The organism is Spirosoma lituiforme (genome assembly GCF_054776635.1).
Genome location: NZ_BAAHBO010000003.1, coordinates 264,556 through 284,843, shown reverse-complemented (window position 1 = coordinate 284,843; position 20,288 = coordinate 264,556). Strand labels below are relative to the sequence as shown.

14 protein-coding genes and 1 tRNA gene are annotated in these 20,288 nt (G+C 50.2%); 7 read left to right on the top strand and 8 right to left on the bottom strand.

All coding sequences use genetic code 11. The features are described 5' to 3' along the window. The first annotated feature begins 176 nt into the window (after positions 1-176). The gene (locus ACYU87_RS13415) at positions 177-617 is read left to right on the top strand and encodes a LytR/AlgR family response regulator transcription factor (RefSeq protein WP_461134595.1); all 441 of its coding nucleotides are present in this window, start codon (positions 177-179) and stop codon (positions 615-617) included. Positions 618-715: 98 nt separating this feature from the next. Here ACYU87_RS13415 and ACYU87_RS13410 read toward each other — a convergent pair whose 3' ends face one another. Next, complete coding sequence (locus ACYU87_RS13410) at positions 716-2,419, bottom strand: AMP-binding protein (RefSeq protein ID WP_461134594.1); 1,704 nt, start codon at positions 2,417-2,419, stop codon at positions 716-718. Positions 2,420-2,834: 415 nt separating this feature from the next. Further along, positions 2,835-3,464 (bottom strand): DinB family protein, encoded by a 630-nt coding sequence (locus ACYU87_RS13405; protein ID WP_461134593.1) that lies wholly within the window; start codon positions 3,462-3,464, stop codon positions 2,835-2,837. Positions 3,465-3,804: 340 nt separating this feature from the next. Here ACYU87_RS13405 and ACYU87_RS13400 point away from each other — a divergent pair, with 340 nt between their 5' ends. The 3 genes from ACYU87_RS13400 (at position 3,805) to ACYU87_RS13390 (ending at position 11,191) form a co-directional block, all read left to right on the top strand. Then, a complete protein-coding gene (locus ACYU87_RS13400) occupies positions 3,805-6,756 on the top strand; it encodes a glycosyltransferase family 117 protein (protein ID WP_461134592.1) in 2,952 nt (983 codons plus the stop codon). A gap of 511 nt (positions 6,757-7,267) precedes the next feature. Then, on the top strand, positions 7,268-9,709 hold the full coding sequence (locus ACYU87_RS13395) for a TonB-dependent receptor (protein WP_461134591.1): 2,442 nt from the start codon (positions 7,268-7,270) through the stop codon (positions 9,707-9,709). Between the two features lie 153 nt (positions 9,710-9,862). After that, a complete protein-coding gene (locus tag ACYU87_RS13390; protein WP_461134590.1) occupies positions 9,863-11,191 on the top strand; it encodes a hypothetical protein in 1,329 nt (442 codons plus the stop codon). 88 nt (positions 11,192-11,279) lie between these two features. Here ACYU87_RS13390 and ACYU87_RS13385 read toward each other — a convergent pair. The 5 genes from ACYU87_RS13385 to lipB all read right to left on the bottom strand — a co-directional run bounded on the left by ACYU87_RS13385 (position 11,280) and on the right by lipB (position 15,899). After that, positions 11,280-11,351, bottom strand: a tRNA-Arg gene (locus ACYU87_RS13385). Positions 11,352-11,466: 115 nt separating this feature from the next. Then, the gene (gene rnr, locus ACYU87_RS13380) at positions 11,467-14,004 is read right to left on the bottom strand and encodes a ribonuclease R (protein ID WP_461134589.1); all 2,538 of its coding nucleotides are present in this window, start codon (positions 14,002-14,004) and stop codon (positions 11,467-11,469) included. Positions 14,005-14,099: 95 nt separating this feature from the next. Further along, positions 14,100-14,651, bottom strand: a complete 552-nt coding sequence (locus tag ACYU87_RS13375) for a 3'-5' exonuclease (protein WP_461134588.1) — start codon at positions 14,649-14,651, stop codon at positions 14,100-14,102. Positions 14,652-14,758: 107 nt separating this feature from the next. Next, a complete protein-coding gene (locus ACYU87_RS13370) occupies positions 14,759-15,163 on the bottom strand; it encodes a hypothetical protein (RefSeq protein ID WP_461134587.1) in 405 nt (134 codons plus the stop codon). Then, complete coding sequence (gene lipB, locus ACYU87_RS13365; RefSeq protein ID WP_461134586.1) at positions 15,147-15,899, bottom strand: lipoyl(octanoyl) transferase LipB; 753 nt, start codon at positions 15,897-15,899, stop codon at positions 15,147-15,149. Before lipB ends, ACYU87_RS13370 begins: the two co-directional genes overlap by 17 nt. 100 nt (positions 15,900-15,999) lie before the next feature. Here lipB and ACYU87_RS13360 point away from each other — a divergent pair, with 100 nt between their 5' ends. The 3 genes from ACYU87_RS13360 to ACYU87_RS13350 all read left to right on the top strand — a co-directional run bounded on the left by ACYU87_RS13360 (position 16,000) and on the right by ACYU87_RS13350 (position 19,601). Further along, a complete protein-coding gene (locus ACYU87_RS13360; protein ID WP_461134585.1) occupies positions 16,000-16,353 on the top strand; it encodes a YraN family protein in 354 nt (117 codons plus the stop codon). A gap of 232 nt (positions 16,354-16,585) precedes the next feature. After that, a complete protein-coding gene (locus tag ACYU87_RS13355) occupies positions 16,586-18,040 on the top strand; it encodes a S41 family peptidase (protein WP_461134584.1) in 1,455 nt (484 codons plus the stop codon). Positions 18,041-18,128: 88 nt separating this feature from the next. Continuing rightward, on the top strand, positions 18,129-19,601 hold the full coding sequence (locus ACYU87_RS13350) for a TonB-dependent receptor (protein WP_461134583.1): 1,473 nt from the start codon (positions 18,129-18,131) through the stop codon (positions 19,599-19,601). A gap of 42 nt (positions 19,602-19,643) precedes the next feature. Here the strand turns inward: ACYU87_RS13350 and ACYU87_RS13345 are convergent, their stop codons facing one another. Next, on the bottom strand, positions 19,644-20,162 hold the full coding sequence (locus ACYU87_RS13345) for a DinB family protein (RefSeq protein ID WP_461134582.1): 519 nt from the start codon (positions 20,160-20,162) through the stop codon (positions 19,644-19,646). Positions 20,163-20,288 lie beyond the last annotated feature (126 nt).

Below are 20,288 nucleotides of genomic sequence, written 5' to 3'. Positions count from 1 at the left end.
ACCTGATCGCACGTAATGTTCGGGTGAGTACTATTACCACATGAACTAAATTTATTTAATGACTAATTGCTTGAAAATGAAAAATTTGTAATTTGCTCTTACTGCAAGGTAAGTACAGGTTACATGCTAAGTAGTAGAAGCAGTCCAACTATTCACACGTTTAACAAATCAGGTATATGAGAGCAACTGTCGTTACTCATCCACTCTCGAAAGGGCATGTCGAAAAACTCGCGGGCCAGTTTTCCATGTCAGACCTTACGCTTCCATTCTGGGGGTGCCGCAAAAAAATGCCGATGCACCGGATCGTGCGTCTGGAGGGCGAAGGGAACTACACCATATTTCATTTTTCGGACGGTAGTCAGTTGATTGTATCACTGACACTGAAAAAAATGGAAGGTCGCCTGTCGCCCAAAGTCTTTGCCCGACTGCATAAAAAGAACATTATTAACTTATTGTATCTGGACAGCGTCCATCCCGACCAGCAGCAGTTGAGTGTGAGCCTCATCAACGGTGACCGGGTTGAGGTATCCCGCCGGAAAGCCAGCCGATTTATCAAACACCTCAAGGGATTCCAGCAGGAGCTGTCAACGCTGAATACGCTGGAGCTGGTAGCATAAACATAGCCGCTAGGTTAAGGGAAAATAAGCTGGGCAGGCAGGTTCGTAAGGACACGAACCTTACCCGTAGTTCGTGAGGGCACGAACTACGGGTATAATTATTTTTTCAGTTTTTCCAGCTCTTCATCCCGCAGAGGCCGACGTAGAATTTTGCCGACGTTAGACTTGGGCAGTTCAGGCCGGAACTCAATGATCCGTGGTACTTTGTAGGGCGTTAGGTTCTCCCGGCAAAATGCCTTGATGGTATCTATTTCCAGATTCGGATCTTTTTTGACGACGAATATTTTAACGACTTCCGTCGACCGTTCGTCGGGTACCCCAATGCAGGCTACTTCGAGAACGCCGGGGCACTGCGATACAACATCCTCAATTTCATTCGGGTACACGTTGAAGCCCGATACAAGGATCATGTCTTTCTTGCGATCAACGATCTTGAAGAAACCATCTTCATTCATGACGCCAATGTCGCCCGTTTTGAACCAGTCCCCCAGCATGGATTGGGCCGTTTCTTCGGGACGCCGGAAGTAACCCAGAAATACCTGCGGCCCCCGCGCCACAATCTCACCGGCTTCGCCAACGCTGGCATCCGTGCCATCTTCCCGAATGATTTTCATATCGGTGCTGGGCCAGGGAATGCCAATCGTACCAACCCGTACCGTACCGTCGACCGGGTTTGAGCAAAGCACGGGCGATGTTTCGGTCAGACCATACCCTTCGCAGGGAACATTGCCGGTGAGTTTGGCCCATCGTTCGGCTACGGCTGTCTGTAGGGCCATGCCGCCCGCTGACGTAACTTTCAGGGAACTGAAGTCAACTTCGTTAATGCGGGGGTGATTCAGCAGGCCATTGTACAGCGTATTGACGCCGGTAAAAGCCGTTATCCGGTACTTTTTCAGATCGTCGATGAAGGCGTTCAGGTCGCGCGGATTAGTGATCAGCAAGTTCATGGAGCCACTTTTCAGGGACGCCAGTGCATTTGTCGTAAGGGCATATACGTGGTAAAGGGGTAAGGCGGCTACGATAATACCCTCGCCATCGGGCGTGCCGCCCGGCTTCATCCAGTAATGCTGGCCTTCTACATTGGCAATGATGTTTCGGTGGGTCAGCATAGCCCCCTTCGAAACGCCTGTTGTTCCACCCGTGTACTGAACAAAGGCCAGATCGGTATTCTGAATCGGTACGGGCCTGAACGGCTGGCTACTTCCCCGGCTCAGCGCATCGTTGAATGAAATGGCGTCGGGCAGGTGGTAGGCAGGAACCAGTTTCTTCACGTATTTGACAACGGCATTGACGATCTGCTTTTTGGGAAAGCCCAGTAAATCGCCGAGCTGCGTGATGACAACGTGCTGAATCTCCGTTCGGGCGAGGATTTTCTCCAGATTACTGGCAAAATTACTGAGAATGACAATCGCTTTGGCCCCGGAATCCTTGAACTGATGCTGCATTTCGCGGGGCGTGTACAGCGGGTTTGTATTGACCACGGCCAGCCCGGCCCTGAGTGCTCCGAACATCGCGATGGGATACTGGAGCGTATTGGGCATTTGAATGGCAATACGATCTCCTTTCTGTAGCTTCAGACCATTTTGCAGAAACGAGGCAAACTGTGCCGACAACTGATCCAGTTCGCCAAAGGTAATTTCCTTACCCATGCAGGCATAGGCGGGTCGGTTCGTAAATCGCCGGCATCCCTCTTCCAGCAAAGCGGCCAGTGACGTATAGGCATCAGGGTTAATTTCGTCGGGAATGCCTTTTGGGTAAAAACGGCGCCAGGGGTGGGGATTTATTGTCGATTGAGTATTCATGTCGCGTGTAGGTTTAGTGCAGAAATAGATTCGGATCGAAATCAATCAGTGCGTTTATTGGCAAACGGGCGGACAACTTACGTCAGGCTTACTATCATTGACGCGTACAACAAAACTAAGTAAATTGTTCAATTCTCTACGCCTGACCACGAACCTTTCCGGGAAGTAAAGACAAACGCCGGGACTCAAAAAGCCCCGGCGTTTGTCGTACCCATTGGCATACGTATTCTGCCGCTTGTAATAAAGTGTCTGCTGGCGTGCAACATTAAACCAATTTCTCGCGTCATTGGTCTGACGCTTTAACCGCGTTTAAGTTAAGAAAAGAGTGCAGAAACGCCGGGCCACGATGAGTTCGGCGTTTTTTGGTCTTATGCACTACGGGCAATATACGTAATATATTTCAGTAACAGATCTATCATTTGGGTATTCGTTTGGCATACCAGGTCATTTGTCCGCGGTGATTGGCGTAATGCTCGGTTACGTGAAACCATTTGCAGTAGTTGTTCCAATCCCAATCCTTGGTTTCGCCGGCCAAGAGCCAGGCATCGTCCCGTTTTTTCATTTCGGCTTTCGTCGTGGCTCTAACATCGGCAAACGCATCTTTGTAATAACTCAGCGGATTGCCTTTGATCTGCTTTCGGGCGGCTTCTCCCAACTCCATGGCCACAGTCCATTTGCTTTTGTTGGCATCCGAGAAATCCTTGAGGTTATGGAATGTTACATCCTGATAAAGAACCTCCGTAGCCGCCAGATGAAGCATCAACGAGCCGATGGTATTGGACTCCTGATCGAACAGATAGTCCAGTTGCTCAACGGTTAGCTTGGCATTGTACTTTATAACGCTATCGCTCACCCAGTCCAGCATGGACAGCAAGGTTCCGATTTGCGGGGTGAACCCGGCCTGTGGACCAATATGATTGATGTTCGTGGCATCCGCTCCGGAATTGGCCAATCCGGGCGTGGGTACTACGAGGGTACTGGCCCCGATGCCATACATGACCAGATTAGTCACAAACTTCCGTCGGTCGTATTGCTTGTTGTTCATAAAACTTTATCGTCTAGAGTCGTCATCGTTCCAATCGGTACGGTAAGTACAGAACTTCTCGATTCTTCTCGTCGGGGAAGTTAGTAAGCGGTCATGCAACGCGGTTTTTTTTCATGCTCCTTGTGCACTGATCTTTTTTGGGCAGGTGTACGGGCAAACCGGTCCGGCCAATGAGCGGACATCAGCGTTGAGCTTAGACAATACCTGAATAAATGTTAAATAATTGTAAATCAGATGTTTGTTAACATTTCTTAACAGGCGGAGGGCTCCATTTGAACGGTTCTCCGGTGTAGTTTTGGCGGCTACTTACACAACTTTATGTCGCTAACGCTATACCCGTATGATCCCTTTTAACCGACTGAATACCATCCTTGGATGGCTCGCTTTCGCCACAGCGCTCGTCACGTATACCCTGACCGTTGAACGAACGGCCAGCTTCTGGGACTGTGGCGAGTTCATTGCTGCTTCCTTTAAACTTCAGGTCCCTCATCCGCCCGGAGCTCCGTTTTTTCTCTTACTGGGCCGCACTTTTTCCATGCTCTCCCTGGGTGATCTGACCAGAGTAGCCTACTGGATTAATATGACCTCCGTACTGGCCAGTGCCTTTACCATTCTGTTTCTTTTCTGGACCATTACCCTGCTCGCCCAGAAGCTAATCGGTAAACCGGTCAGTGAATACACCAGCGCCGATTCGATGCTGGTTATTGGTACGGGTGCTGTAGGGGCGTTGGTCTACACGTTTTCCGATACCTTCTGGTTTTCGGCCGTTGAAGCCGAAGTGTATGGTATGTCGTCCTTTTTCACCGCTATTGTGGTGTGGGCCGCTTTTAAATGGGAGCGCATTGAGGACGAAGCCGCAGCCAACCGATGGCTCATTTTCATGGCGTACCTGACTGGGTTGTCTATTGGCGTCCATTTGCTGAATCTGGTAGTTGTTCCGGTTCTTGCACTCATTTATTACGCCAAAAAATACCCGGTGCCAACGTTCTGGGGTGGCGTAATGGCACTGGGCATCGGGCTGGTTGTCCTGGGTTGCATCAACGCAGCTATTCCGGGTCTGCCCGCTTTGGCCTTTGTGGTCGAGCGGTTGTTTGTCAATACAATTGGCTTGCCATTCAACTCCGGGGTAATCGTCTTTAGTCTGGCTCTGATGGGAGCCATCGGGTATGGGATCATCGGGTCTATTCGGCGGCAACGGGTTGTCCTGAATACGGCCTTACTGGCTCTGGCGTTTCTGCTGATTGGGTATACGTCGTACTTGCAGGTGCTGGTGCGGGCCAATTTCAACCCGCCCCTCAACGAGAATGACCCCTCCGAAGTGCTGAACTTCCGGGCCTACCAGAATCGGGAGCAGTATGGTAGTCGTTCGATACTGTACGGACCGGTTTTTACCGCCCGGCCAATTGACCAGAAGCGCGGAGCACCCATGTGGAAGCGGGAAAAGGGCAAATACGTCATCTTCGATTACCAGCCGGAATACATTTACGCGCCCGGTGATGAGATGCTGTTTCCCCGCCTGTACAGCAGCCAGCAGAACCACCCTGAACTGTACCGACAGATGCTCGGGCTAGCCGAAGGGCAAAAGCCCACCATGGGCGATAATCTCAAATTCCTGTTTACGTACCAGCTGAGCCATATGTGGTGGCGCTACCTGATGTGGAACTTTGCCGGTCGGGAGAGCGACGAAGACGATGCGGGCTATTTACTACCCTGGTCATCCGATCAGCTGGCACCGGACCTGCTGAAAGCCAACAAGGCGCACGACAACTTTTACATGCTACCGTTTGTGCTGGGCTTGCTGGGTAGCCTTTATCAGTACAAACGTCGGCGTCAGGACTGGCTGATCGTGAGTTTATTGTTTCTGATAACGGGCATTGGCTTACAGGTCTTTCTAAACTCACCGCCCGCCGAGCCGCGGGAACGCGATTACATCTATGTCGGCTCGTTTTACTTCTTTGCGATCTGGCTTGGCCTGGGCGTTACGGCCATTGCCGACGGATTACGTACAGTCCTGAAGTCGGCCCGGCTGCGGAACGAACTGGTGCTGGGGATGTGCTTACTGGTACCCGTCATGATGTGCGTCAAAAGCTGGGATAACCACAACCGGGATCATCGCTTTCACTCCGTCGACTTCGCCAAAAATATGCTCAACTCGTGCGCACCCAATGCGATCCTGTTCACCGAGGCCGACAATGATACCTTTCCGCTTTGGTACGTTCAGGAGGTAGAGAATTTTCGTCGTGATGTGCGCGTGTGCAACTTGAGTCTGCTGGGTACGGAATGGTATATTCAGCAAATGAAGCGGAAGATCTATGAGTCCGATGCCGTGCCGATGTCGCTGGAATTCGATCAGTTCAACAAGGGAAAAAACGACATTATTCCTTTTTACGAAATTCCCGGTGTAAAAAGCGGGATTGATCTGAAACAGTATGTCAATCTGGTAAAGACTAACAGCCCGGCCATCCAGCTGCCGCTCACCAGTGGCGATATGACCAATGTATTGCCCTCGTCCATTCTCTATCTGCCGATCGATAAGAAAGCCGTTAACCGGGCCCGGTTTGTTTCGCCCGAACTGAAACCGCTGCTTAAGGATACCCTGCAATGGACCCTGGGCAAGAAAGATCTTTATAAACCCGATCTGATTATGCTGGATGTGATTGCGACCAATAATTGGCAGCGACCCATTTATTTTTCGAGCACCCTGACCACGGCGCATTACCTGGGCTTAAAGAATTACATGCAACTGGAGGGCTACACCTACCGCCTGATGCCGGTGGCCGTGCCGGGTGCGACGGATGGCTACGTCAACGCTAAAATTATGTACGAGAACATGATGCACAAGACCAGCTGGCGAGAACTCGACAACCCCGACGTGTATTACGACCAAACCTACAAAGGGCCGCCCGTGGTGTCGGCCCGGCTGGCGTTTTTCCGGCTGACCGATCAGCTGCTGCGCGAAGGCCAGACCGATAAAGCGCGTGACGTGCTGAATTTCTCCCTGAAGGTGATGCCGGACAAAAGCCTGCCCTATGACCAGATTTCCTCTAACTACGTACGGTTTCTGTTCGCCCTGAATGAACCCGCTAAAGCATTGGCCATCGCCGATACAATGGCTACCCGCGCCGATCAGAATCTGACCTACACCAAAAGCGGACAGGGGCGGTTCAGTAGCCCCAACGCGGATTTATACATTCTGCAAACCATCGTCGACGCGTGCAGAGAAGCAAGCCAGTCTGTGGCCGCGGCTAAGTATGAAGCTCTTTCTAAAAAGCATCTTCCTGACTTCGGCTGATAGGTTTTGACCAAATGGACGGCTGTACTAAAGTGGACGTTTGCTGTCCATAATCGTACACATTTATCGTACGGTATTAAGGGCGAGTCCTGACTGCCAGTTTGTTAATAGTCTGGTACAGTAGTTGACTCCTGAATCTGAGTGGGACACCATGCCCCATTGGACTGCAGTAAACTTCGTTTAGGTTAAGAAAAGAGAGAAAACCATTCCCGACTTGAGGAATGGTTTTTTGTTTACGGGTAACCCGGTAGACAGGCTTACGCACAGGTAACCCGCCGTCAGGGCAGAAAAAAATGAACCGGGGCTGTAATGTTTCTCCCGGTGAGTCGTCTTTGCTGCAAAGGCCTGAAAATATTTTTAACCCAGGATGCAACCCGAAAGGCACGAGTTCTATCCTTACTCCAACAAACGAATAAGACTGGAAACCGGAACCGTCATATTCGTTCACAAACCTTAATTCAGCCCCACCTACCGACTTAACCCCAACAGGTTTAATCGATCCTATAGTCTGATGAAACATCTTTTCACGCTGCTTCTGCTTGGCGTATGGGCGACTAGTGCCCAGGCTCAGGCCATTCATTCCGGAAAATTGACGGGGTCGTTGACCGACTCAACGACAACAAAGCCCGTTCCCTTTGCGACAGCGGCCCTCATGGACGGGGCCAGGCTGGTGACGGGTACCACCACCGATGGGGCCGGGTCATTTGTGCTACCCAACATACCAGTGGGGTCTTATACGCTTATGCTATCGTTTGTCGGCTATCAAACCAAACGAATACCGGTTACCCTCACTGCCGATCAGCCAGTACGTCAGCTTGGCCCCATTCTGCTGATGACAGAGGGAAAAACGCTTGGCGAAGTAGCAGTAGTCGGGCAAAAGGCGCTGGTGGAAGATAAAGGCGATCGCCTGGTGTACAATGCCGAAAAAGACATTTCCAACGCGGGTGGTACGGCTGCGGATGTCCTGCGAAAAGTGCCTACCCTAAGTGTCGATCTGGATGGTAACGTGCAAATGCGGGGCAACGGTAATATCAAAGTTCTCATTAACGGGAAGCCTTCGGCCATGATGGCCCGTAATCTGGCTGATGCCCTGCGCCAAATGCCCGCTAACGTCATCAAATCCATTGAGGTAATTACCAGCCCCGGCGCTAAATACGATGCCGAGGGCTCCGCCGGAGTCATCAACATCATCACCAAAAAAGCACTGGAGGGATTCAACGGATCGGTAAATGCGACGGCGGGGAATTTGAACAGGGGCGTGGGAACGAACCTGAACCTGAAGCGGAAGAAATTCGGCTTGTCCCTTTCCGCCAATGGCTACCAGTTTCGTAATATTCGCGAAAGTCAGTCGACGCGGACAACCCTGATGCCCGTTAGCGATGGACCCAGCCAGTCATTGAACATTCTGACCCAAAGCAGCCAGGCCGATAACACGGGCACGGGGGGCTATGGCGAGATGAGCGTAGATTATGATCCGGACTCGACCAATCATATCAACTTTGCCGCCAACGTATGGGGGGGATCCTATCCCAGTAACAGTTCGGTCTTCAACCGGCTCACCAGCCCCGCGGGCGATGTACTGCAAGCCTTCCGAAATGACGTCCGGTTCGTTAACCCGTATGGCAACGGACAGCTTGATCTGGGCTATACGAAAACGTTTAAAAAGCCTGGTCAGGAACTGTCCGTATTGACGCAGTTCAGCCGGATGCCCGACAATTACTTTTATGATACGGATCGGTACAGTCTCTCCGAGGCTCTGATCTATCGCCAGCACAGCACCAACTACAGCAGCAATAAAGAGTACACGGCGCAGGCAGATTACACGCATCCGTTCACCATCAGGGGCGCTCGTGATACCACTGATATCAAACTTGAAGTCGGGCTGAAGGCTATTCTGCGTGATATTGGCAGCGAATACCGCGTCACACAGTCGCTGGATGGCCAAAGCCTTATGCTCCCCGATTCGACCCAGTCGAACGATTTCAATTACATACAGAAAGTTTATTCGAGTTATACCTCGCTGCGGATAGACACCAAACGCCATTGGAACCTGAATGCCGGAGCTCGCTTTGAACACACGGCTATTCAGAGCGACTTTGTTACGAGCAAAACAAAGCTGTTCAGTCAGTATAACAACCTGATTCCAAGCATTACGCTGTCAAAAACAATCAAGACAAACACGTTCAAGATCAGCTATACCCAGCGAATTCAACGCCCGCTGGTTTGGTACCTGAATCCGTGGCTCAACCAGAGTGATCCAAAGAATATTCAAACGGGCAACCCGCTGCTCAATCCGGAGTTAAGCCACGCCACGGAACTGGCGTATAGCCTGAGTGCCAAGAATGGATTGTCCATTAACACATCCCTGTACTGGCGATTGACGAACAACGCCATCGAATACCTGTCAACTGTGGATGCTGCCGGGGTATCCCTCACGAAACCCCAGAACATAGGCCAGCGGAAAGCCTACGGCCTGAACGTAAACGTCAGTAGCCAACCTACAAAAAACTGGACACTCAACGGGGGGGGCGATCTGCGGTACGTCGATCTGAAAAGTCCTGTCCTCAGGCAGAGCAATAGTGGTCTGGTCTGGAACCTCAACCTGAACACCAGCTATAAACTTCCCCGCAACTATACCGTACAGGCGAATGGCAACTATAACTCGGGCTGGATTAGCTTACAGGGAACCAATACGGGGTTTTACTGGCATAGCATTTCGGCTAAACATGACCTGTTAAACAAGAAAGCCAGCCTTACGCTGGGATTAAACAATCCATTCTATCGGGGAATCGAGCAAACCAGTCGCCAGTCAGCCCCCACCTTCGAATCGGAATCCCGGTCTTACATGGTTCGTCGATCGGTGCGGCTCACCTTCGAATGGCGGTTCGGCCAGATGAGCGCTAGTGGCAGCAAGAAAGGCAAGAAAATCAGCAACGATGACAAGGATCGGTAAGGGGTAAGTAGGGTCGTTATTGATAGGCTACATTGTTTAGTAGGGTCGGGGGTATTTCCTTCGACCCGTTTCTATTTTAGCTGGTACAATTTGTGCTGCACTATTTGGTCGATATACATATTTTCGACTATTTAATCACAAAAATAAAGTCGTATGCGAAACAGATACTTTCTAGGTTTATTACTCCTGTCGATAACGAGTAATCATCAATTGTTAGCGCAGAGTAACTATGTGGCTACCATACCAAATTCATCATCTCCTGGCAGTAGTAATACATTAGTAGGCCCTTATGCTGGGAATTATTATATGACTGGATATGGTAACGTATTTGTAGGTAGCTACTCTGGATATAACAGTACAACTGGTGGTAGCAACGTGTTCATAGGCACTGGTGCAGGTGAAAGAAATACATCTGGATTAGCTAACACATTTATAGGCACAAACGCAGGGAACTTCAATACAACTGGCCTTGCCAATGTATTTGTAGGTACAAATTCAGGACTTAGAAATACAACTGGCCTTGCCAATGTATTTGTTGGTGCGGATTCTGGAAATTCTAATACAACGGGTGCTGCTAATACATTTATGGGGAGTAGTGGTACTGGATCCTCTAATACTACGGGTGAATACAATTCCTTCTTTGGGTATCAGGCAGGATTACAAAATACGTCTGGTCTACGCAATACTTTTGTCGGTCAAGCCTCGGGGTATAATAATTCCACGGGCGGCAATAATACATTTATCGGTACCCGAGCGGGCTATAATAATAGTACAGGCAACAATAATATCATCATTGGCCCCAATTCAGGTACAACTGTTACTACCAGCGATGATAACGTGTTGATGGGTTATAACGCTCAGGCAGGTGATGGGGCAGGAGGACACAATGTAATTATTGGTGGTGAAGCCGGCGGAGGTCAGTGGGCAGGAACCAGCAACACGATGATCGGTCATCAGGCGAGTGCGGAGTCAATGGCCTTGTACAACGCAACAGCCATCGGAGCCAATTCACACGTTGCCATCAGTAATGCGGTGATATTAGGTAATCAGGCTAACGTTGGTATCGGTACTTCGGCCCCAACAACCCGGCTACATGTTAGTAGCGGACAGCCAAATGAATCCGGTTTTCGACTAGCTGATTTGACCAGTAACAGCCCCACTACTCAACACACGGATCAATTTTTGACTGTCAACGAACGGGGTGATGTAATCAAGGCCCGTTATCAGCTACGAATCAACAACGTGGCCGAGTGGAGCGATAAGGTATTTGCACCCACCTACACGTTACGCTCATTGGAGTCAGTAGCAGGCTTTGTTCAAAAAAATGGGCATTTGCCGGGTGTACCGTCAGCCAGCGAGGTCGTGAAAGAAGGGGTTGACCTGGTAAAGATGAATGCGGTACTCCTGGAAAAAATTGAGGAGCTGACGTTGTATTTGATTCAGCAGCAGAAACGGATTGAGCAATTAGAGAACCGTAAGTAAGGTATCTCTATCCACTGCCTCTATATTTAGCAACCCAAAAAAACGACCCGCTTACTATCTACTAGCAAGCGGGTCGTTTTTTACTTTGTGCTCCCGAAGGGATTCGAACCCCTATCGTCGGTACCGGAAACCGAAATTCTATCCATTGAACTACGGAAGCGGGCAATGTCCCTATTTGGGAGTGCAAATATAGCAGATTACAGCGCTAAAACGCAAGTCAAATCGTAAACAAGATTTAAGTTTGGGCCATTTGTTGACCCAAACTTAACAATCACTTACCGGCGTCCGCGGCCTCCGCGTCTGTTTTCACCCTTGGGTGCTGCCTCATCTTTACTCTTGGAACGACCGCCTGAAGGGGATGAAGACGACCCGCGCGATGATCCTTTCGACTGGTTGCCACCATCGCTCCGGCTGGAACGACGACTGGTGCTCAGATCAGTAGCCCGGCCAGCACTGTCGCTCACCAGGGCAAAGTCCATGCTTCGGCGGGCGAGGTTTGCCTCTTTCAACCGGACTACGACGGCATCACCGAAGGTGTACATCTTTTTGGTACGGCTGCCTACAATGCGGTAATTATCTTTATCGTATTCGTAGAAGTCATCGCTTAAATCCTGCATCCGGACCAGCCCTTCGCAGCTGTTTTCGGTGATCTCTACGAAAATGCCGAACTCGGTAACCCCCGAAATAACGCCGTCAAATACCTGGTCGGGAGCCATACGGCTCATGAATTCAACCTGTTTGTATTTGATACTGGCGCGTTCGGCTTCAGAAGCCATTTTCTCCCGCTCCGACGAATGGCGGCACTTCTCTTCGTATTCTTCCCGGTCGGCGGGCTTGCCTTTGTCGAGGTAATGCTGTAACAAACGGTGAGCCATCATGTCGGGGTATCGACGGATGGGCGATGTGAAGTGCGAATACCGTTTGAAGGCCAGCCCAAAGTGACCCAAATCTTCGGTGCTGTATCGCGCCTTCGACATGGTCCGTACCGCCAACTGCTGAAGCATGTTTGCTTCGGGCTTGCCTTCAATGCTCGCCATAAAGCGGTTCATCGAATTCGACAGGTGTTCATCGTCGACGCTGAGTTTGTAGCCTAGTTTACGGGCAAACTCCGAGAAGCTGCGTAGCTTGTCTTCGGCGGGCGATTCGTGAACCCGGTACACCATGGTGTTCTCCTCTCCGCCTTTGTTCCGTTTCGACAGGGTGTGGACAAATTCCGCTACGCGCTTGTTGGCCAGCAGCATGAACTCTTCGATCAGCTTGTTAGTATCCTGACGAATTTTCGGATAAACCGCCAGGGGAACACCGTTTTCGTCCAGCCGAAAGCGCACTTCAACCGTTTCGAAATTGATGGCTCCGTTCTTGAAACGTTCATCGCGTAGCTTGTGGGCCAGCTCGTTCAGCAGCCGAAGTTCGGTCAGGTAATCGCCACCGTTGTGGTTGAGAATGTCCTGCGCTTCTTCGTACGAAAAGCGTCGATCAGAATGGATGGCTGTTCGGCCAAACCACTCGTTCACGATCTGGGCGTTGGGCGTTAGCTCAAACACCGCCGAGAAGGTAAGCTTATCTTCGTTAGGTCGCAGCGAGCACAGGCCGTTCGACAGTTTTTCCGGAAGCATGGGCACAACCCGGTCGACCAGATAAACTGACGTGGCGCGTTTAAAAGCTTCTTCTTCCAGTTTTGAGCCCGGCAACACGTAGTGTGTTACGTCGGCAATGTGTACGCCAATTTCGTAGTTGCCATTGTCGAGCATCTGCACCGAAAGGGCATCATCGAAATCTTTCGCATCAACGGGGTCAATGGTGAAGGTCGTCACCTCACGCATATCGCGCCGTTTGGCCAAATCTTTCTTCAGAATCTTGGTTGAAATGGCTTCGGCTTCTTTCTCGACATCGGCCGGGAAATGAATAGGTAAGCCGAATTCAGCCAGGATGGCGTGCATTTCGGTATTGTTCTGGCCCGCTATACCCAGCACTGTACTTACTTCGCCCTCAAAGCGCTGTTTGCTGCTGTTCGGGTCCGGAAATTTCGTTAGTCGAACGATCACTTTTTCGCCATCGCTGGCACCACCGAGTTTTTCTTTCGGGATAAAAATGTCGTCGTAGATTTTCTTGCTGTCGGCAACAACGAAGCCATAGGCCGGCCCCACTTCAATGCGCCCCACCAATTCGGTGCGTCCGCGTTCGACGACGTTGGCTACTTTGCCTTCAATCCGGCGTTTGGCCCCATTTCGACCCCCATTGCGGGAGTCCGTAAAGCGTACCACCCGCACGCGGTCGCCGTCTACAGCGCCCGCAAGGTCGTCGCTTGATACCCAAATATCGTCATCTCTGTCACGACGTACACCTGCTTCGGTATCCGGAATGACGAACGCGAAGCGCGAGTTAACGTGATCGACAACGCCTTCGACTACATTTGCATCGGCATCCGTCCGGTAACTGCCATCGTCTTGACGCTTCAGGAAACCTTCGTCCTGCAATTCGCCAACCAGGCCGTGCATGATGAGTTTCATGCGCCGGTCGCTGGGGTCAAAATGCTCAAGAATCTGCTCCTGCGTAAAGGTTTGGTTGCTGTTGATTTGAAAAAACGCCATCAGGTCATTTTTCATCTCGTCCAGAAAAGAGTCGGCTTGTTGTATGGGCCTGTTCTGTCCAGACCGAGATTGTCCCGATCGGCTCTGTCCAGATCGGGACTGACTTTTTTCTGATTTTTCCGCTCCTTTTTCCCGGGGGCGGTCCGGGTTCGACTGGCGACTGGCGGGTTGGCCAGCGGTGTCTTTGGTATATTTCGTTTGTTTCGGTTTTCCGTTTCTCATGGTATCTGCCAGCCTGTTAGTGTCTGGCTAAAAAGGTATGGACTGACGTAGCAATCCATGATATATAGTAATAGACTGTGTGTTATTCGAGTGAGTTAATCACTCAAAACAATGTGCTCGTCGGCCACGAGCGGGGCACCCACCAAGTACAGGTAGATCTGTACCAACATCACTATCGAATCGCGGGCATACTGGTCAATCCGGGGCCAGTCGCGTTCGCGGTAATACACTCCGCTGGTTCGGTCGCCGGTCCAGTCGAGTAGCCAGGTTGGCACATTCAGAACGAGCAGATCGAGTGGCATAAAGTGAGGTGGGTATCGGTTTACACTGACCAGGAACGCATTCAGCAGGGTTTTTTCATCGCCATTGCTCGACAGCTTCTCTTTGTGATAGGGCTTGTCGTCATTGTCGAAAAGTAATCCGCCCACACCCGTGCGGATGATCCGGCCAAACTCGGCAACGAAAGAAGCCCGCCGATCAGCCCAGCCCGCAGCCGATAGGTTGTCGTCCCGTTTAAAAAAAAGGCTCTTTTCATCCTGTTGCAGACGCGGCTCCGTAGACCGTAGCGATGGCTCCCCCGACCCGGTTTTAAGGTCGATAACGAGGAAGTTTCTAAGGCAATGCTTCCAGGAGACGGGTTGAGGCATAGCGAGCATGGTGAGGGAGAAACCGGTGAATCCAAGTAATGAACCCTGACGGAAGCTCCGTATAATAGAAACCAGAGAATCAGCGTCGCGGTTTCTACCCGCCATACTCAGGCGTGCAAAATTCCTTCCAGCCCCAGAGCGGGTATCGTCACCAGGTTTTCCTCGACAATGCTGTCGGGAACAAAGATAAACTTCTTGTCGAAGATCTGATTACCAATAAAATAGCTCACCCAGTACTCGTTATTGAGGTGAAAGACATCCGGCATAATGGTTTCGACAACCTCATGCGCTCCGGGTTGCACGTCAACAAAAAAATGCCGGAGAGTTGAGGTTTTCTGTTCCTCGTCGTTCTTCAGGCCGTAGCCCTTCGAGGTCACAAAAACCGTCTGGATCGGCACGTCATTCTGGTTAATCAAATAAACCTGCCAGTCATAGCCGCCAATTAGGTTGTCTTTCCGGGCAATGACAATATGGACGCCCTCAACGGGCAAAAAGTTAATGTCTTTCTTCATTATTCTGGACTAATTCCATCTCAAACAATTCGAACAAGTGCCGTTGGACATTGTTTGCTACTTCTTCTAAAGGTACTTCGCGACCCAGTTCAACGGCCAGTGAAGTAACGGCTTTGTCGGTGATGCCGCAGGGGACAATATGAGAAAAATAACGCAGATCGGTATTAACGTTCAGCGCAAAACCGTGCATCGTTACCCAACGGCTTGCCTTTACGCCCAGGGCACAGATTTTGCGGGGATTGGCCCCGTCAACGTCCAGCCAAACGCCCGTCAGCCTCTCCGCACCGGCTCCTTCTATCCGACCCGCCTGCAAGCCATAATCGGCCAGGGTCAGAATAATGCTCTCTTCCAGCAACCGCATGTACCGATGAATGTCGGTAAAGAAGTTATCCAGATCCAGAATGGGGTAGCCAACCAACTGACCAGGTCCGTGGTACGTAATGTCGCCCCCACGCCGGATTTTGAAAAACGTTGCGCCTAGTTCATTGGTCAGCCGCTCCTCGTCGATCAGCAGATTTTCCGGATGTCCGCTGGTGCCAAGGGTATACACGGGCGGATGTTCACAGAAAAGGAGGTAGTTGGCTGTGGGTTTCTGCGCATCGGCAGGCTGGGTACGGTTCAGTAATTTTTGATTGACAATGGTGGCAAACAGGCGCTCCTGTTCGTCCCATGCCTGCTGATACGCGATCAATCCTAACCTACGAACGTCAACTTGTTTATTAATGCGACTATTCATTGCTTTACGAGGAACTGGCCTTTCATAAGGCAACTTCCTGGTATTAACAACCAGATGGCTCTGTTTCGTTCGATTAGTTATCCGTAACCTACTTAAAGCAATGGCACAACACAATGAAACCGGTAAGCAGGGCGAGATCGAAGCGGTCCGTTACCTGCGGGAAAAAGGCTACGAAATTGTTGCTCAGAACTACCGTCATCAGCACGCTGAGATTGATGTTATCGCTAAAAAAGGACGATTGCTACTATTTGCTGAAGTCAAGACCCGCACCAACCTGAGTTATGGCCATCCCGAAGAGTTCGTGTCCTACGCGAAAGCCAGACTGATTATGAAAGCTGCCGAACACTATATTTTCGCGCATGGCTGGATGCATGACCTCCGGTTCGACATCATAGCCGTGACCATAGCGGGGGCTGACTGGCAGGTAAAGCACATTGAAGATGCCTTTTCGTAGGGGTAGAGATTATTGCCATCCCTTTTTGGTACGTACCCGAAAAATGAAAGAATACTCAAGGGTAAAAGTGGCGAGTCTGCAATAACTGATATTCAGAATGAGGTAGTAACAACCAGAACAAAAGTAGTTCATGGAATGTAGACCAATTAGGCTGTATTTATACTAAATCGCACAAATTATTCTAAGTAAAATTACGTTCTGGTAGTATTGATTTTACACAAGACCAACTAGTATGATAAAGACTTTTGTTTTTCGCCCAGCCCTGATTTTTATAGCGTCGAGTCTGGTTCTGTTAGCCTCCTGTAAAAAAAGTACAGAAGACGTTACTCCCGGCACGGCAACCACTACATCGACCGTCACAAACGGAGAAGTAAATGCCTGGATTCTGGGCAACATGCGGACGAATTATTACTGGAATGATAAGCTTCCCGCCAACCCGGATACATCACAAGCACCCAAGAATTTCTTCAACTCTATTCTAAACACGTACAATGCCACTACTAATCCAGACGGTGATCGCTTTTCGTGGATACAGGAGAGCGCCGATGCGCTGAAGGCATCGCTGAATGGAGAAAGCAAAACAGATGGCCTGGAATACAAACTGTACCTGCGTTCCGCCGGGAGTAATGAGGTAATCGGCAAGGTACTGTACGTTCAGAAAAATTCGCCAGCCGCTAAAGCGGGCCTGAAACGGGGCGATATATTCTACCAGATTAACGGACAAACGCTCAACACCGGCAATTACGCGGATTTGATTAGTGGTACCGTTGAGACCAAAACGTATACGCTGGCTAGTGTAGATGCCACAAATACCATTGTCAACACGACATCCACCCGGCAAACATCGGCTATCGTTCTTCAGGCAAATCCGGTTTTTCTGGATTCTGTATACACAATCAAGGGCAAAACGATCGGCTATTTCGTTTATAATCAGTTTGCTACCGGTCCAACTGGTCCTAACGACCACACGTACGATAATTTGGTTGATGGGGTATTCGCCCGGTTCAAGACAAAAGGTGTTACGGATCTGGTACTCGATTTTCGGTACAATCCCGGTGGTTATGTTACGTCGGCTCAGAATATTGCGAGCTTAATTGGGAAAGGAATTGACCCGTCAAAGATTTTCTACAAGAAAGAATACAACAAAACGCTGACTCAAGTGTACCTGGATAGATATGGTGCCGATTGGTTTAATGGGTACTTTTTGCAGAAGGCCGACAACATCGGGGCTAATCTACAGACGCTGACCGTGCTCACAACCAGCGGAACAGCCTCTGCCAGTGAATTAGTGATCAATGGGTTGAAGCCTTTTATGGCTGTAACAATCATTGGGGCAACGACGTACGGGAAGAACGTAGGCTCAATCACAATCTCGGACGACAAGGGCCGTATTAAATGGGGCATGCAACCCATTGTCACCAAGTCGTTCAATGCGCTCAACCAGTCCGATTATTCGACCGGTTTTAAACCAACTGTTGAAGCAAAAGAATACACGAACGAGGTTTGGCAACAACTGGGCGACGTGAACGAGTCGTTACTCAGCGCGGCCATAGCCCGTATAACCGGCGCTGGCCGGGTAGCCGCTCGTGCCAGTGAACCAACCTACGAAATCACTTCGTCCATTGACCGTAAGGCGGGTGGCAGCAACATGTTCTTCAACGATAAGTTACCTGACATACAACATTAATATTGTATTATTTTACGTTCGAAGCAGCCCCAAAGGCTGCTTTTGGCGTTTTATGCTGTAACTTTAACATCAGCAAGCCGAATAGACTATGTACGAAAAGAATGTAGGTACGAAGCAAAAAGCATTACGAGTTAATCTCGATCGTCGCATTTATGGCTCGTTTGCCGAAATCGGAGCCGGTCAGGAAACAGCGGCTATGTTTTTCAAGGCTGGTGGCTCGTCGGGTACGATTGCCAAAACCATGTCGGCCTACGACATGACGTTCAGCGATTCAATTTACGGGGTTGAAGAAAGTGGTCGTTACGTGGTTGAGTCGCGGCTGGTGAAAATGCTGAATAAAGAGTATAGCTTGCTGGAGAAACGATTGGCCGAAAAACGCGGTCCCGACACCACGTTCTTTGCCTTTGCCAACACGGTCGTTGCGCTTAATTATCAGAAAACCAACGAGGCCCACGGCTGGATCGGCTGCCGATTTCAGCTTAACCCCCAATCGGGCTACAACGATGTCATTATCCACGTCAGGATGATTGACAACGAAAATATCTTGCAACAGCAGGCATTGGGCATCATTGGGGTCAACCTGATTTATGGGTGCTATTATTACGCCAAATCGCCCGAAACGCTGGTCCTGTCGCTTATGGACGATTTGGCGCCGGAGCGGATTCAGATTGATATGATCCGGTTCAGCGGCCCCGATTTTGCGGGCGTTGATAACCGGCTGATGAGCCTTCATTTGGTGAAGAATGGCTTTACGGATGCGGCCCTGTTTGGTGCCGACGGTCAGGTATTACAGCCATCCGAAGCGCTTTATAAAAAGCATATTCTGGTCATGCGGGGTCGGCTACGGCCGGTTACGAATGTACAGATGGATATGATCGAAAATGGGTTGAAGCAATTTAAGGACGAGCCTGACGTCGATGCCAATCGGGTTATCTCCATGGCGGAGTTGACGCTGCACAACCTGAAAGCCAACGAACAGGGTATTGACGAAAAAGATTTTCTGGACCGGATCGATATTTTGTGTTCGATGGGGCAGACCGTTATGATCTCCAACTACCTGGAATATTACAAACTGGTGGCGTATCTGGCCCGCCTGACGCGGCTTAAAATAGGCTTGATTGTGGGGATTCCGAACCTTGAATACATCTTTGAAGAGAGCCATTACGAATTCTTGCCGGGCGGTATTCTGGAGTCGTTTGCTACATTATTCAGCCGAAAGGTCAAGCTGTTTGTGTATCCGACGTTGAAACAGGGGAACATCTACACCTGCAACGAGTTTCAGTTGCCACCTACGCTGGAGCCGCTGTTCCAGTATCTGGTGCGGAATGACAAAATAGAGGACATTACGGATTACAACGAGCAGAACCTGCACATTTCGACCGACCGTGTTCTGGAGATGATTCAGCTGGGCGAAAATGGTTGGGAAAGCATGGTGCCCGATCGGGTTGCGGAGCAGATTAAAAGCAATTGCCTGTTTGGTTACCCCTGTGAGGTAGAATATGTGCCCATCGGGCAGCAGGTACGAAAACAACAGGAAGAAGAACAAATACCGGCCAAATAAGAAGGTGAACCAGAGCGCCGTTTTACTTACTGAACCAGTTTGTTAGTCCAGCGCTAGTTTGATGTGCGCCAGATGATGCTGCACGTGCCAAGCCGACATTGCCAGCGCCTGTGCCTGGTTTATTTGCAGATGACGGGTAGGGTGGTAATAACTGACGGCCAGCATAGCGGGCGTCAATGACTTGGCCAGATAAACGTACCGGCGATGGACGCCTTCGAACAGGGTGAGCGAATCACCGACTGGGGCATTAATGCCATCGGCCGTATTGGCCCAGCCATCCATGTTGATCATAGTGGCCATGTCGTAGGCGGGTTCGGTCAGCACCTGTTTCATCCGTAAGAAATGCAGTAAGCTAATATCGGCCACATGATGAACGAGTTGCTGCACGGTCCAGCTCCCTGCGCGGTAGGTCCTGGTCAGGTCATGCTTTGATAAGTCCTGAACCACTTTCCGATAGGCCAGCGGGCTAGCATCAATCACATCAATAATATGGGCCATCTCGCTATCTGAATAGCTATTTTGGCTGGCGAAGGGACCGATAGGGAATTTACGGTTATCCATGTGTGCTGTAGCTGGGGCCACTGGCTAAGAAGTGTATGTATTTCAGCAACGTAGCTCCTTACATTTCGTTAGTAACTGATCAAGAAACGCTTTGGCCATCTATGTGAAAAAGAGTTTCACACTAGT